Here is a 15,243-nt window from a genome sequence, read left to right as displayed (position 1 = left end):
TTTAATGCAGGAGCATTCAAAAATCATGGAAAAGGTATATAACTTCTCTGCTGGCCCGGCGATGTTGCCGGAAGCGGTTCTGGAAAAAGTACAGGGTGAACTGACTAACTGGAACGGCTTGGGTACTTCCGTCATGGAGATTTCCCACCGCAGTAAGGAATTTCTGGCTGTTGTTGATGACGCCGAGAAAAACCTCCGTGAACTGCTGTCTATTCCTGATAACTACCACGTTCTATACGCACAAGGTGGTGCCCGTGCGCAGTTTGCTGCAGTGCCAATGAACCTTTTGGGCAGCAACACCATTGCTGACTATGTAGACGGCGGCTACTGGGCAGCAAGTGCAGTAAAAGAAGCCAAAAAATACTGCACACCTAACGTGGTAACAGTAAAAACGGAAATCGATGGCAAACGCGCGATCTTGCCTGCGAAAGACTGGAAGCTGAGCAACGATGCTGCATTTGTTCACTTCTGTCCAAACGAAACCATCGACGGGATTGAAATCCGGGATTTGCCAGAAACAGACAAGCCAATCGTGGCAGATATGTCCTCAACGATTCTGTCTCGTCCTATCGATGTGTCTAAGTACGGAGTGATTTACGCGGGTGCGCAGAAAAACATCGGTCCTGCTGGCATCACGTTGGTGATTGTTCGCGACGATCTGCTGGGCAAAGCCAAGGATTTCCTGCCGAATGTATTGAACTACACCACGTTGGTAGACAAAGAGTCTATGTTCAATACGCCACCGACATTTGGTTGGTATTTGGCGGGTGAAGTTTATAAATGGCTGAAAGAGCAGGGCGGTGTGGAAGCCATGCAGAAGAAAAATGAAGAGAAAGCCGCGTTGCTTTACGACTTCATTGATGGTTCTGACTTCTACGTGAACAACATCCATACCGACAACCGCTCTCTGATGAACGTGCCTTTCCAGTTGGTGAATCCTGAGCTGGATGCGAAATTCCTGGCTGAATCAGATGCGCTTGGTCTGAAAGCGCTGAAAGGCCACCGTGATGTGGGTGGTATGCGTGCATCTATCTACAATGCGATGTCTTTGGAAGGTGTTCAGGCACTGGTTGCCTTTATGAAAGACTTCGAAGCCAAAAACGCGTAATAAGCCAAGTTTGCGCTAACCACTGCTTTCTAAAAGCCGCCGGTAACTGGCGGTTTTTTTATGCCACTTTTTTGAAAATTGCACGCCTGACTTTGGCTTTCACCGAGCGCCAATGGGTGATCGGGCGGTTCGGTGAGCGCGCTCTCAAATGAGCGATAATTTCTTCCGTCAATTCAATTTCACCGCCATGGGCAAGCCAGACGCCTCGAGGCTTTAGTTGTACGATTTTATCGACCGACGCTTTGTAGCGATTAGGGTAGAAAACCGGAAAAGGCGGGATGTAATGTCCCTTGACTGTGACCATTAAGTCGGCCACGTAAACACGGTGCGTCGGTTCATGGTAGAGAGACAAATCGCGATCGGTATGCCCCTGGGTAAAAAGCGCTTTCCATTCCGTAAAGCCTGGCAGTGGATTTTCATCATTCAACAACACATCTGCTTTCAGCTTTCTGTTGTACCAAATGTTTTGTGCCGGCTGGCCTTTTCGTTTGGCTACCCACTTTGCCAAAAGCAAGTCGCTCCAGTGCATCAGCATGCCGTCAAGCCCGTGATACCAATCGCCTGGGACGTTGGCTGTTGCTACCTGACAGCCCGATAACTCTCGAAGCTTTACTGCACCACCCGCGTGGTCGGGGTGCATGTGAGTGACGACGACCAACTTCAGATCGTTTAAAGGGCGGTTCAGATCTTCTGTGATGAAATGGCAAACTTTATCAACGTCAGCCCGGCTGCACCCATCCAAAAGTAAGAGTCCATGATGATGCTCCGCAAGGTAAATGGATTGAATGTACCCGTCTAACTGGTGCAGTTTGATCAGTGTCGACACGTGGGGCTCCTCTCTCATCTGACCAGTGAGAGTATACCCGTTTGTATCAACTTTTCTGCCTATTTGTAGTTGAAGTGTTAAATCAGAACAAAGCGTAGGCACTTGTGCTTCCTACGAGTGACACTAACACCATCGTGAGCATGTCACTGTTTGCTTCAGGTATTGCCTCGTTTATCCAGATCCGTACATTCGGTCCGTTGGGATCGGGGCTATTTTCCATTCAAGGCACCAGTTTTAACTTTTTGGGGCCAATTATTGGCGCTGGTTTGGCGATGAAGGTAGGCGGTACGTCAACGGAAACCATGATGGCAGCGATCTTCGGTACCATTATGGTCGCTTCCCTGACTGAAGTTTTTCTTTCCCGTGTGCTGGAGCATGCGCAGCGTATTATTACTCCGCTAGCATCCGGTATCGCCGTTACCTTGATTGGCTTGACGCTAATTCAGGTAGGCTTAACCTCAATGGGTGGCGGTTATGCCGCGATAGAAAATGGCACCTTGGGTGATTTGAAAAATCTGTTGCTGGCTGGTTCAGTACTGGCTGTGATCGTCTTTTTGAATCGTATCGATAATTCTTATCTGCGTGTATCGTCGATTGTGATAGCGATGACAGTCGGCACAATCATCGCCTATGCCTTGGGTATGGTGAACAGCGCGCCAACAGAAGATGTCGCCTTCTTTGCCATCCCACAGCCGATGCAGTACGGCATCTCATTCGACTTTGCGCTACTTATTCCTCTCATCATCGTCTTTTGGGTGGCCTCTCTTGAGGCGATAGGTGATATTACGGCGACTTCGGAAACATCGGAGCAGCCCGTGTCAGGGCCGATTTACATGAAACAAATCAAAGGCGGCGTATTGGCGGATGGTGTGAACTCTGCATTGGCGGCTATATTGAACAGTTTCCCTAACTCTACGTTTAGCCAGAACAATGGCATTATCCAGTTAACAGGCGTTGTAAGCCGTTATATCGGTTACTTCGTTGCGGGTATGCTGGTGATTTTGGGTCTTTTGCCAGGGGTCACAACGCTGGTTCAGCTCATTCCGGAACCTGTACTCGGCGGCGCAACCATTGTGATGTTCGGTACCATTGCGGCCTCGGGTATCCGTATCACTTCCCGCTGTGAGCTAAACCGTCGCGCGATTCTCATTATGGCGCTTTCATTCTCAATGGGATTAGGTATCGCTCAGAAGCCAGAAATCCTTCAGTTTATGCCTGAGTGGATTAAAAACATTCTCTCATCGGGCATGGCGGCAGGTGGTTTGACGGCGATTATCCTGAATTTGGTGTTGCAACCGGACAGTTAGCCAAAAGAAATTTAACGCACTTTGCTAGAAGGGTAGTGGTGGTGATGCATCTCGCCGCTACCCTTTTCTCCAATCTCCAATCTCCAATCTCCAATCTCCAATCTCCAATCTCCAATCTCCAATCTTTGACCTCATATCGTTTTCTTGTTTTTTCTGGCTTGTTTCTATACTGAGAAAGTGGAGGTGCAGTTATGTCTAATCGTTCTGAATCACTTGACCTGAAAGGTGCAGACATGAAGTCCCAATTAGAAGGTACGCAGGGAAGTGAAAAGGAAAGTTACAACAGCCAGTTAACTGATAACCCAGAGCAAGAAGTCATGACATGCCAATATCAGGATTCCGAAGGGGAGGCGCATTGTTGTCATGAACCCGCAGGAGAGTCGGGCTTTTGTTTCTGGCATGATGAAAATACCCCAAAAGACCAACCAGGTGTAAAAGAGAAGCTTGAGGAATATGCTAAGCGTGGTGGACAGCTGAGAGGTATTATTTGTAAGCGCGCCAATCTCGTTGATGTGAATTTGGTGAAGCATGGACCGGGAGGCGGCCACGACCTTAGCTATGCTAATTTTTACCGCTCGAACATGACTAATGCCCACCTATTTAACGCCAAGTTTGATAACGGCAGCTTGATGAAAGCAGACTTGCATGATGCAAACATCCATTGTGCAAGCTTCCTAAACTGTAATCTGTTGGGCGTGAAGCTCACAGACACCAAGATTGATAACATTAAGATTGGTGACACCTTGCAGCAAGAAGTGGAAGGGCGGGTCGCTGAGAAAAAGGGTGACATGGAAAAAGCTCTCGATCTTTATGAGCAGTCTGAAGAGATTTATCGAGATCTACGAAAAGCTTCAGAAGCGCAGGGCATTTTCACCATGGCTGGGCATTTCCTTCAAAAAGAACTGACCATGCGACGATATCAAATGCCCTTGTTTTCCACTCAGCGGGCGATGTCGAAAACCGTTGATCTTTTCTGTGGGTACGGAGAAAGTCCTATTCGGGTCGTGTTTTTCTCACTAGCGCTAATTTTTCTGTGCGCCATGATTTACTTCTTCACCGGTATCCAGTTTGCTGGGGAGTATGTCGGGTTCCAACAATCCCAAGCCTTTGACGCCAATATGATGGCGTTTTTTGATTGTCTGTATTATAGCGTGGTGACCTTTACAACGCTCGGCTATGGTGACTTTATACCAATAGGAATGTCGCGGTTAGTCGCTGCATCAGAAGCATTCACTGGAAGCTTTACGATAGCTTTGTTCGTTGTGGTTTTCGTTAAGAAAATGACCCGTTAAACTCCACGATACTAATCGGTGTTTAAAAGCAGCAAAGGGTAGCCCCGGCGCTGCTTTTTCGTTACTCTCGAGATACGAAAAATTAAGGATTTATTTTGTTCAGATGGAGCAGTTGACGTTACAACCCATTTCTAAAATTAACGGTGAAGTGAATCTTCCCGGTTCTAAAAGTGTTTCTAACCGCGCGCTTTTACTTGCCGCGTTGGCTAGAGGCACAACCCGCCTGACCAACCTGCTTGATAGTGATGATATTCGCCACATGCTCAATGCACTGAGCAAGCTGGGGGTGACTTATCGTCTTTCAGCCGATAAAACCGAGTGTGAAGTCGAAGGTCTGGGTGGCGCATTTAAAACGTCTGAACCCCTCGAACTTTTTCTAGGTAATGCAGGCACTGCGATGCGCCCGCTGGCGGCGGCGCTTTGTCTTGGCGAAGGTGAATATGTACTGACGGGTGAGCCTCGTATGAAGGAGCGCCCAATTGGACACCTGATCGATGCGATGCGCACAGTCGGTGCAGACGTGACCTATCTGGAAAATGAAAACTACCCACCGCTGAAAATTGTCAGTAATGACATTAAAGGTGGCGACGTAGAAATCGACGGTACGATTTCGAGTCAGTTTCTGACTGCGCTTTTGATGGCGGCTCCTCTTTTCAGTGGTGATACCAATATTCGAATCAAAGGCGATTTGGTTTCAAAGCCCTACATTGATATCACCTTGCACATCATGGCGCAGTTCGGTGTTGAAGTCGCAAATAGCAATTACCAGACCTTCCATGTTAAGGGTAATCAATCATACATCGCGCCAGGCGATTTCCTTGTTGAAGGTGATGCGTCATCTGCCTCTTACTTCTTGGCTGCTGCGGCAATCAAAGGTGGTGAAGTAAAAGTAACGGGAATTGGTAAAAAGAGCGTTCAGGGTGATGTGAAATTTGCAGATGCACTTGCTGCTATGGGCGCTGAAATAGAGTGGGGCGATGATTATGTGATTGCACGTCGTGGTGAATTGAAAGCCGTCGATTTGGATTTCAATCATATCCCTGATGCAGCGATGACCATCGCTACAGCAGCGCTGTTCGCGGAAGGTACTACCTCTATCCGTAACGTGTACAACTGGCGTGTTAAAGAGACGGATCGCCTGTCGGCTATGGCCACAGAATTGCGTAAAGTTGGTGCGGAAGTCGAAGAAGGTGAAGATTACATCACTATTATACCGACACCAAACCTGCAACATGCAGCGATTGATACCTACGATGACCATCGTATGGCGATGTGTTTCTCATTGGTGGCGCTCAGTGATACGCCCGTGACCATCAATGACCCGAAATGTACCTCTAAAACCTTTCCAGACTACTTCGATAAACTGGCTTCCCTGTCGGAAAGCTAAAGGAACAGACTGTCAGTAACAGACAACAGGTCAGCGATTCGCTGGCCTGTTTTTTTTGCCCAGACTTCCCTATAATACGCCACCGATTCTATGGAGTAATTCGCAGTAAGTTGGTGAGTATCCATCAACTAAGTTGCTCTATTTTAAAACGATCTGGAGAATTCTATGTCTACCCATGCACCCGTAATTACTGTTGATGGCCCTAGCGGTGCCGGAAAAGGTACCCTTTGCATGCTATTGGCGGAGAAGCTGGGCTGGCATTTGCTCGATTCAGGCGCCATCTATCGTGTGCTTGCGCTGGCAGCAATTCACCATGGCGTTGATCCTGATTCAGAAGACGCTTTGGTACCATTAGCTGCCCATTTAGATGTGCAGTTTAAAGCGGAAGGTGAGTTGGTGAAGGTGATCCTCGAAGGCGAGGATGTGTCCAGCGAACTGCGCAAAGAAGAAACGGGTATGGCGGCATCCAAAGTCGCGGCATTGCCGCGCGTTCGTGAAGCTTTGTTGCGTCGTCAGCGCGCGTTTGCAGATGCTCCGGGATTAGTGGCTGATGGCCGCGATATGGGCACAGTAGTATTCCCTAAAGCGGAAGTGAAAATCTTCTTGGATGCAAGCGCTGAAGAACGCGCCCAGCGCCGCATGAATCAGTTGCAACTAAAGGGGTTAGATGTTAACTTTGACCGCCTTTTGAGCGAAATTCAGGAACGTGATGATCGTGACCGCAACCGCGCAGTTGCACCATTGCGTCCCGCAGATGATGCTTTAGTTCTGGATTCGACCTCTCTCAACATTGAGCAGGTGCTAGAGCAAGCATTGTCCTATATTGAAAGTAAACTTACCGTTGCTTCTTGAAGCAGCGGGTTTAAACCGTTGGTCGCAAGGATGATGACTGACATTACTATCAACCCCACGTGGTAGGACACCCGTGGTAGTTTAAATATTGAAGATTAAATTAATGACTGAATCTTTTGCTTCACTCTTTGAAGAATCTCTTAAAGAGCTAGAAACCCGCCCAGGTGCGATCGTTAAAGGTACTGTAGTAGCTATCGAGAACGGTTACGTTCTGGTTGACGCAGGCCTGAAATCTGAATCTTCTATCCCAGCTGAGCAGTTCAAAAACGCTGCTGGCGAGCTGGAAATCGAAGTTGGTGCTGAAGTAGACGTAGCACTGGACGCGATTGAAGATGGTTTCGGTGAGACTCAACTGTCTCGCGAAAAAGCGAAGCGCCACGAAGCTTGGATCCAACTGGAGAAAGCTTACGAAGAAGCTGAAACTGTTATCGGTGTTATCAACGGTAAAGTTAAAGGCGGTTTCACTGTTGAGCTGAACGGCATCCGTGCGTTCCTGCCAGGTTCACTGGTTGACGTACGTCCAGTACGTGATACTGCTCACCTTGAAGGCAAAGAGCTGGAGTTCAAAGTTATCAAGCTGGACCAGAAGCGCAACAACGTTGTTGTTTCTCGTCGCGCAGTTATCGAATCTGAAAACAGCGTTGAGCGTGATGAACTGCTGGCTTCTCTGCAAGAAGGCATGGAAGTTAAAGGTATCGTTAAGAACCTGACCGACTACGGTGCATTCGTAGATCTGGGCGGTGTTGACGGCCTGCTGCACATCACTGACATGGCTTGGAAACGCGTTAAGCACCCATCAGAAATCGTTAACGTAGGTGACGAGATTCTGGTTAAAGTTCTGAAGTTCGATCGTGACCGCACTCGCGTATCACTGGGTCTGAAGCAACTGGGTGAAGATCCATGGGTAGCAATTGCTAACCGTTACCCAGAAGGTCACAAACTGACTGGTCGCGTAACCAACCTGACTGACTACGGCTGCTTCGTTGAAATCGAAGAAGGCGTTGAAGGTCTGGTACACGTTTCTGAAATGGACTGGACCAACAAAAACATTCACCCATCTAAAGTTGTTAACGTGGGTGACGAAGTTGAAGTTATGGTTCTGGACATCGACGAAGAGCGTCGTCGCATCAGCCTGGGTCTGAAGCAATGTAAAGCTAACCCATGGCAGTCGTTTGCAGAAATGCAAAACAAAGGCGATCGCGTAACTGGTAAGATCAAGTCAATCACTGACTTCGGTATCTTCATCGGTCTGGACGGCGGCATCGACGGTCTGGTTCACCTGTCTGACATTTCTTGGAATGTTGCTGGTGAAGAAGCAGTTCGCGACTTCAAGAAAGGCGACGAGATCTCTGCAGTTGTTCTGCAAGTAGATGCTGAGCGTGAGCGTATCTCTCTGGGCATCAAGCAGATGGAAGAAGACCCATTCAACAACTACCTTGCTGACAACAAGAAAGGTGCGATTGTTAAGGGTAAAGTAACTGCAGTTGACGCTAAAGGCGCAACCGTTGAGCTGATCGAAGGCGTTGAAGGTTACCTGCGTGCTTCTGAAGCATCACGTGACCGCGTTGAAGATGCAACTCTGGTTCTGGCTGTTGGCGACGAAGTTGAAGCGAAGTTCACTGGTGTTGACCGTAAGAACCGCGTAATCAACCTGTCTGTTCGCGCGAAAGACGAAGCTGAAGAGCAAGAAGCAATGGCAACTCTGAACAAAGCTGAAGAAGGCGCGTTCGGTAATGCAATGGCTGACGCGTTCAAAGCTGCGAAAAGCGAATAATTAATGTAAAGTGAGGGGGAAAAATTCTCCCTCTACAGTTATACTGTTGAGAAACATACTAAAAGCGGGGTGATCATGACCAAGTCTGAGTTGATCGAAAGACTATGTAGTCAACAAACCCATCTTTCTGCCAAACAGGTAGAAGATGCCATCAAGGAAATCCTTGAACACATGGCCACTACACTCGAGGAAGGCGACAGAATCGAGATTCGTGGTTTTGGTAGTTTCTCTTTGCATTATCGCGCTCCTCGTGTTGGACGCAATCCAAAAACTGGTGATAAGGTTGAGCTCGACGGCAAGTACGTCCCTCATTTCAAACCAGGCAAGGAGCTTCGCGACCGAGTCAACATTAGCTGATTCGATTTCGAATAAAAAAACGGCATGCTATTCGTATGCCGTTTTTTTTATGCCCATTGCAATGGTCTGACAAGCCAAATTGCTGCATAATCACATATATACCCAAACAACTTGAAGATGCGCGCATTCAGAGGTCATCAATGCGTTCAATTCAAGGCAAATTTGGCGAGGAATAGTGATTCTATTTCCGCAGAATTTAACGAAGAAGTGAGCGCATTGATGGCCTCCCTTCGGGCGAATTGACTGACGCCGTGCTCTTTGTTGCTCCTTTTTGATGGAGGTGACTACACCTACAAAGGAACGCCGCGATCACAACGCCAGTCAAACTCGCTGAATCCTGTATCTTCAGGTTATTTAGGTATATACCCAAATCTCTTCTTCTGGGCATCGCAGTTGCCGAGGGGATTTAGGTATAAGAGTCCGGTAAGTGTTTGATGCAACATGTTGAGCATCTTGAACCGGAGAGAATAATGAGGGAGTGACTGTGAAGATTATTGGTATCGTATTACTCGTCCTGTGTTTTCTTATCACACTCGCCCTTGGTGCACAGAATCAGGAAGTCGTGAACTTCAATTATCTGGTGGCACAGGGAGAGTTTCGATTATCTCTACTTTTGGGCGTAGTCTTTGGCACTGGTTTTGCGCTTGGCTGGTTGATTTGCGGCATGCTTTACTTAAAAGCACGTATGTCAGCAGCTATGTTGAAAAAGCAGGTAAACAAGCAGCGTCAAGAGTTGGACAAACTGCGTACGGACCCTGTTAAGGAATAAGCGTAAATGCTAGAGCTGCTGTTTCTGTTGCTGCCAATTGCCGCCGGTTACGGTTGGTATATGGGTAACAGGAATGCTCGTCATCGTAGACAGGATCAGTCGCATCATCTATCAAGACAATATGTCGCAGGTCTTAACCTTCTTCTGTCAGACCAATCTGACAAAGCGGTGGACCTTTTTATAGAACTGCTCCAGGTCGATAACGAGACGATAGACACCCACCTTGCTCTCGGTAACCTTTTCCGCTCCCGCGGAGAGGTAGACCGTGCTATTCGTATTCACCAAAATCTGATTGCCCGTCCAAATCTCACGCTTGACCAGCGTAACCTTGCGCTTCAACAGCTTGCCAAAGACTATATGGTTGCCGGCTTTTTTGACCGAGCAGAAAAGATTTTCCACCAACTCGTCGATGAACCTGACTACAAAGAATTTGCCCTCCAGCAACTTCTTGCCATTTATCAACAAACCCGCGAATGGGAAAAGGCGATCGATATAGCTAGCAAGTTGGTTAAAGGTGGTAAGAGCAAACTCAAGCGCGATATTTCCCATTTCTACTGTGAGCTGGCGATGCAGTCTATGGGCGATAATGATGAGAAAGGTGCTCGTCAACTTCTTAAGAAAGCCCTGACTACTGACAAAGCTTGTGTGCGCGCTTCTCTAATGCTTGCCCGTCTTGATATTGGCAATGAAGACTATAAAGATGCAGCGAGAGTCCTTGAGCAAGTTCTAGAGCAAGACCCTGATTTTGTTAGTGAAGCTCTGCCATTGCTAGATAAATGTTATAGCGAAATGGGCAAAGAAATGTCCTTGGTTCGCTTTTTAAAAAGCTGCATCGAAAAGAACACTGGTGCTTCAGCAGAACTGATGATGTCTGATATTATCAGCGACCATGAAAATGCGGCCATGGCGCAAAGCTTCCTCACCCGTCAGTTGACGAAAAATCCTACCATGAAAGGCTTCCATAAGCTGATGCAACTGCACGTAGAACAAGCAGAAGAAGGCCGCGGTAAAACCAGCTTGAACACACTGAAGCACTTGGTAGAGGAACAATTAAAAGTGAAGCCACACTATCGCTGTCGAAAGTGTGGCTTTTCGACTCACTCGCTTTACTGGCATTGTCCGTCCTGTAAAGGGTGGGGGTCGATAAAACCGATACGAGGCCTAGACGGAGAATAAATAGGAATGCAGGACCCTAAAGTAATTGTTGCATTGGATTACCCAAACATTGATCAGGCGCTGGCGTTTGTCGATCGCATCGAGCCAGGCAGTTGTCACCTGAAAGTGGGTAAGGAAATGTTTACCCTGTATGGTCCTGACTACGTTCGTAAACTGCACGAGCGTGGACACACTGTCTTTCTTGACCTTAAGTTCCATGACATTCCAAATACCTGTGCGCGAGCGGTTGCTGCAGCAGCAGAACTGGGTGTTTGGATGGTGAATGTTCACGCCAGTGGTGGCGAGCGCATGATGGTGGCAGCACGTGAAGCGCTTGAACCTTATGGTAAAGATAAACCAATGCTGATTGGCGTAACGGTGCTGACCAGCATGGAGCAAAGCGATTTGGCGGGTATCGGTATTAGCCGCGAGCCACAGGAACATGTGATGTCGCTGGCAACGCTGACCCGTAACAGCGGCCTTGATGGTGTGGTTTGTTCAGCGCATGAGTCTGCTATGTTGAAAAGCGCGCTTGGTCAGGAATTTAAGCTGGTGACGCCTGGTATTCGTCCTGCGGGCAGCGATGCGGGTGACCAACGACGTATCATGACACCGGTAGAGGCAGTAACGGCTGGCTCTGATTATCTGGTCATTGGTCGTCCGATCACCCAAGCTGCAGACCCAATGGCTGTGCTAACGGAAATCAATGCATCATTGGCATAACGCCAATAGTATTTGAGAAGTTAATAAAAAGCCCTGCATTGCAGGGCTTTTTCGCATTAGGCCATATGGTATCTCGAACGCCTGTCGAGTGTTGGCGCAGTAAAGTGGCTTTCTATCAGTCTTTGCGTCAATGCGTGTTCAGGGGCAGTAAAGACCTGCTGGGCAGTACCAGACTCAACGACTTCGCCGTTTTGCATCACCATGACTTTATCGGCGACATGCTTCACGACTCCCATGTGCTGAGACACATAAACATAGGAAAGTCCCATCAACTCTTGTAACTCTAAAAGTAAGTTGAGGATCTGCGAACGCATCGACATGTCCAGTCCGTTCAATGCTTCATCTGCGACGATAACACAAGGCTGAAGGATTAGGGCTCTAGCGAGGGATACACGTTGCTTTTGACCAGTTGCCAGCATTTGTGGGTAGAAGTAGGCATGTTCGGGGAGCAGTCCCACCTGACGTAGCGTATCGACAACACGTCTTTCGCGTTCTTGGGGCGTCATATTGGTGTTTCGCTTAAGTGGCGCTTCGAGAATTTGCCCTATCTGGTTTCGTGGATTCAATGATGTGTTGGGATCCTGAAAAATCATCCGGATAAGTTTACAGCGGGTTTGATAATCGCTTGCGCCCAACACTTCGCCATTCACACGAATCTCACCACCCGTTGGTGACACCACGCCAGCGAGCATCTTGGCAAGGGTAGATTTACCGGAACCATTCTCACCAATAAATGCCAGGGTTTCGCCTGCTTCTATGGAGAAAGAAACAGGCTTTACCGCCTCTATCACCCGCTTGGTGAAAAGACCTGTGCGGTATTGATAGTTTTTACACAAGCCATCGACTTCAAGCAGTGCGGTCATGCTTTTTGACTTCCATATTGAGTGGGAAATGACAGGCGAACTTATGATTTTTCACTTTGCGCGTCCGAGGAACCTCTACACACTTGCGCTGGGCGTAAGGACAACGGGGGCCTAAACGACAGCCTATTGGCAAATGCTGCAAAGGAGGAATCGAGCCGGGTAAGGCTTCCAGTTTACTCTTGTGCGGAATGTCCTGACTGAAGTCCGGCATCGCGCGAAGGAGCGCATCTGTATAAGGGTGATGAGGCGCTTGCAGGATCTGTTTTCGCCCTGCTGATTCAACAGATTGCCCGCAATACATCACGGTAATTCGGTCCGCCCATTGGGTCACGGTAGTCAGGTCGTGGCTGATCAGCAAAATGGTAGTATTTGCCAACTGGTTGGTACGGCTGAGCAGGCGGAAGATTTGAGCCTGTGTGATCGGGTCCAAATCGTTGGTTGGTTCGTCAGCAATCAAAAGGCGAGGGCGGTTAGCAATAGCCATCGCAATCATGACTTTCTGACACTCACCATCCGTGAGTTCATACGGATAGCTCTTCATGATGCGCTTGTGGTCTTTAATTCCCACCTTGTGCAGCAGCGCGATGGACTGCTGTTTGCGCCACGAAAGTCTTTGCCACCAACTCCCGCTGAATGAGTCAGAAGGAATGGCTTCTTCCAACTGATAGCCCACCTGTTCAGATGGGTCGAGACAGGTCGAAGGCTCTTGGAAAATCATCGCAATGTCTTTGCCGACAACGTGGCGTCGTTCACGTGCAGGAAGGGCAAGAAGGTCAATATTACCAAGGCGAAGGCGATCTGCAGTGACGCGCCAGTTATCTTTAGTGACACCACAGATGGCTTTAGCTACCAGACTCTTACCCGAGCCTGATTCACCGACCAAACCACGGATTTCACCTTCACTGATGGTCAGGCTCATCCGGTCGACCGCTTTGACCAGACCTTGCGGTGTTTCGATTTCTATCGTCAGGTGTCGAATATCTAACAACGGCATTATTCTGTCCCCGCATTAATCGCTTGAGTAATGCCATCACCCACCAGGTTGACGACAAGTACGCTGATCATGATAGCCAGTCCTGGCAAGGTCACCGTCCAAGGTGCGGTGAATACTAGTTCGATCGAATCGCCCAGCATTGCGCCCCATTCCGGAGACGGTGCCTGTGCGCCGAGACCAAGAAAGCCCAGTGCTGCAATATCTAGAATGGCTACCGAAATCGCGCGGGTCAATTCTGTGCTCAGTGTTACCAGAATATTAGGTAATACGGAGTGATACAGTAAATAGAAGCTGTTCGCCCCATCCAAACGCGCTGCCAGAATGTACTCTTTTTCCATTTCCGCATGGACCGCAGTGTAGACCGCGCGGATAAAGCGTGGGATTAATGCTAGCCATACCGCCAGCAAAACACTCAGCTCCCCGGGACCTTGAAACGCAACCACAATGATTGCCAACAGTAGGGAGGGAATAGACAGCACTGTGTCTAATAGGTGATTTAGGAAGCTGGATTTCAGACCCGAAGTCATACCTGCTAGAATACCGATAAGTACACCCAGAACACCTGCTGCTAAAGCGACAAGTACCGCATAGCCAAAGGTGAGTCGGGATCCTTCAATCAGCCGGGAAAGCATGTCCCGCGTTAGATCGTCTGTACCCAGAAAGTAATCAACTGTACCTTTGGTGTCCCAAGAAGGTGGCATGAGTAGCTCACCAGTCTGGAACTGCGCGCCGTAAGGGGCAATCCAAGGTGCCAAGATGGTGACCAAAAGCAAAATGCACAGACACCAGAAGCCGAACACCGCAAGGGTATTTTCCCGAAACGCTTTCCATGAGCGCTCAAGTTGCGTTGGAATGCGCTCTTCTAAATAAACACTATTTGAGGGCATACCATTCCTTCCTTGCCAGAGGGCTGATCGCAGCTCCGGTGAGATCAGAGAAAATATTCGCGATAAGAACAACACTGCCAACGGCAAGCACACCAGCTTGTACGGCTACATAGTCCTGGAAGCTCAGTGCATCCAACAGCCAGGTACCAATACCCGGCCAGTTGAAAACTGACTCTGTAATGATGGCAAAGGTCATCATGGTAGAAATCTGTATCCCGAACTTAGGAATAATTGGCGGTAGGGCATTTTTCAGCACATGACGCATGACGATTTCTGATTTAGACAACCCTTTAGTCGCTGCTGCCTTGATGTAGTTTTGGCTCATCACGTCTGCAACGGAGTCACGCAATAGCTTGATGATTTCGGTTGTTGGCGCCACAGCTAGCACTAGTGTCGGCATAATGAGGTGGCGGATAATGTCCTCCAACGCCTGACTGCGCTGTGGATGATTGGACAGCAGCACATCAACGAACGCAAAACCGGTAATGGTTGGGATTTCGAAAAGCAAGTTGTAACGGCCTGATACTGGCAACCAGCCCAAATAGAGCGAGAACACCATTATCATCAGTATAGCCATCCAGAAGATCGGCATGGAGAAAGTCACCAGCGTGAGCGATGAAATGACCATGTCTGTGGAAGAACCACGGCGAATGCCTGCTAAAGTGCCAAATGGAATACCCAGTAACAAGGCTACTAGGAAAGCAAAGAAGCAAAGTTCCAGTGTTGCAGGGAATACTCGGGATAAAGACTCTGTCACCGGTTGGCCATTGGCAGCAATACCGAGATCACCTTGCATGATCTCGCGCAGATACTGCGCCCAACCTGCCCAATATTCGTATTGATTAAACACTGAGAGTGGGTCGAGCTTGACGATGTTGTAGCCGATCATGCTTAGGATCAGCAGCGTGATAATGAAAAGATTGAGCCGGCGAATTGCGTAGATCAACAT

The 15,243-nt window shown here is 48.5% G+C and carries 14 protein-coding genes and 1 pseudogene; 10 read left to right on the top strand and 5 right to left on the bottom strand.

Annotated elements, in window-relative coordinates:
- Window positions 1-25 precede the first annotated feature (25 nt).
- Complete coding sequence (gene serC / locus K6Q96_RS11520) at window positions 26-1,108, top strand: 3-phosphoserine/phosphohydroxythreonine transaminase (RefSeq protein WP_046304070.1); 1,083 nt, start codon at window positions 26-28, stop codon at window positions 1,106-1,108.
- 58 nt (window positions 1,109-1,166) lie between these two features.
- On the opposite strand, the gene K6Q96_RS11515 is transcribed toward serC, so the two are convergent.
- The gene (locus K6Q96_RS11515) at window positions 1,167-1,922 is read right to left on the bottom strand and encodes an MBL fold metallo-hydrolase (RefSeq protein ID WP_251879637.1); all 756 of its coding nucleotides are present in this window, start codon (window positions 1,920-1,922) and stop codon (window positions 1,167-1,169) included.
- Window positions 1,923-2,032: 110 nt separating this feature from the next.
- Between K6Q96_RS11515 and K6Q96_RS11510 the strand changes: the two are divergent.
- The 9 genes and pseudogenes from K6Q96_RS11510 to pyrF form a co-directional block, all read left to right on the top strand.
- Window positions 2,033-3,241: pseudogene (locus K6Q96_RS11510) on the top strand (nucleobase:cation symporter-2 family protein); the annotation flags it as partial.
- A 191-nt stretch (window positions 3,242-3,432) separates the two neighbouring features.
- The gene (locus K6Q96_RS11505; protein ID WP_251875853.1) at window positions 3,433-4,533 is read left to right on the top strand and encodes an ion channel; all 1,101 of its coding nucleotides are present in this window, start codon (window positions 3,433-3,435) and stop codon (window positions 4,531-4,533) included.
- Window positions 4,534-4,636: 103 nt separating this feature from the next.
- A complete protein-coding gene (gene aroA / locus K6Q96_RS11500) occupies window positions 4,637-5,920 on the top strand; it encodes a 3-phosphoshikimate 1-carboxyvinyltransferase (protein ID WP_251875852.1) in 1,284 nt (427 codons plus the stop codon).
- A 165-nt stretch (window positions 5,921-6,085) separates the two neighbouring features.
- Window positions 6,086-6,772 (top strand): (d)CMP kinase, encoded by a 687-nt coding sequence (gene cmk / locus K6Q96_RS11495; RefSeq protein ID WP_251875851.1) that lies wholly within the window; start codon window positions 6,086-6,088, stop codon window positions 6,770-6,772.
- A 103-nt stretch (window positions 6,773-6,875) separates the two neighbouring features.
- Window positions 6,876-8,546, top strand: coding sequence for a 30S ribosomal protein S1 (gene rpsA, locus K6Q96_RS11490; RefSeq protein WP_062660896.1), 1,671 nt, complete (start codon window positions 6,876-6,878; stop codon window positions 8,544-8,546).
- Between the two features lie 75 nt (window positions 8,547-8,621).
- Window positions 8,622-8,903, top strand: coding sequence for an integration host factor subunit beta (gene ihfB / locus K6Q96_RS11485; protein WP_002539244.1), 282 nt, complete (start codon window positions 8,622-8,624; stop codon window positions 8,901-8,903).
- A 484-nt stretch (window positions 8,904-9,387) separates the two neighbouring features.
- Window positions 9,388-9,672 (top strand): LapA family protein, encoded by a 285-nt coding sequence (locus tag K6Q96_RS11480; RefSeq protein WP_002539246.1) that lies wholly within the window; start codon window positions 9,388-9,390, stop codon window positions 9,670-9,672.
- A gap of 6 nt (window positions 9,673-9,678) precedes the next feature.
- A complete protein-coding gene (gene lapB, locus K6Q96_RS11475) occupies window positions 9,679-10,848 on the top strand; it encodes a lipopolysaccharide assembly protein LapB (RefSeq protein ID WP_251875849.1) in 1,170 nt (389 codons plus the stop codon).
- Between the two features lie 6 nt (window positions 10,849-10,854).
- Window positions 10,855-11,550 (top strand): orotidine-5'-phosphate decarboxylase, encoded by a 696-nt coding sequence (gene pyrF / locus K6Q96_RS11470; protein ID WP_251875847.1) that lies wholly within the window; start codon window positions 10,855-10,857, stop codon window positions 11,548-11,550.
- Window positions 11,551-11,606: 56 nt separating this feature from the next.
- Here the strand turns inward: pyrF and K6Q96_RS11465 are convergent, their stop codons facing one another.
- From K6Q96_RS11465 to K6Q96_RS11450, 4 genes are read right to left on the bottom strand one after another with little or no spacing between them, the layout of a single operon-like run.
- A complete protein-coding gene (locus tag K6Q96_RS11465; protein WP_251875844.1) occupies window positions 11,607-12,413 on the bottom strand; it encodes a peptide ABC transporter ATP-binding protein in 807 nt (268 codons plus the stop codon).
- Entirely contained in the window at window positions 12,397-13,407 is a 1,011-nt protein-coding gene (locus K6Q96_RS11460) for a peptide ABC transporter ATP-binding protein (RefSeq protein ID WP_251875842.1), read from the bottom strand. The genes K6Q96_RS11465 and K6Q96_RS11460 overlap by 17 nt, the downstream gene beginning before the upstream one ends.
- A complete protein-coding gene (gene sapC, locus K6Q96_RS11455; protein ID WP_251875840.1) occupies window positions 13,407-14,294 on the bottom strand; it encodes a putrescine export ABC transporter permease SapC in 888 nt (295 codons plus the stop codon). Before sapC ends, K6Q96_RS11460 begins: the two co-directional genes overlap by 1 nt.
- The gene (locus tag K6Q96_RS11450; RefSeq protein ID WP_251875838.1) at window positions 14,281-15,243 is read right to left on the bottom strand and encodes an ABC transporter permease; all 963 of its coding nucleotides are present in this window, start codon (window positions 15,241-15,243) and stop codon (window positions 14,281-14,283) included. Before K6Q96_RS11450 ends, sapC begins: the two co-directional genes overlap by 14 nt.

It is taken from the genome of Grimontia kaedaensis (assembly GCF_023746615.1).
In the GTDB taxonomy this organism is placed as follows: Bacteria; Pseudomonadota; Gammaproteobacteria; order Enterobacterales; family Vibrionaceae; genus Enterovibrio; species Enterovibrio kaedaensis.
Note: the sequence above shows the minus strand (reverse complement) of the source record. Positions and strands in the feature narration are given on the sequence as shown.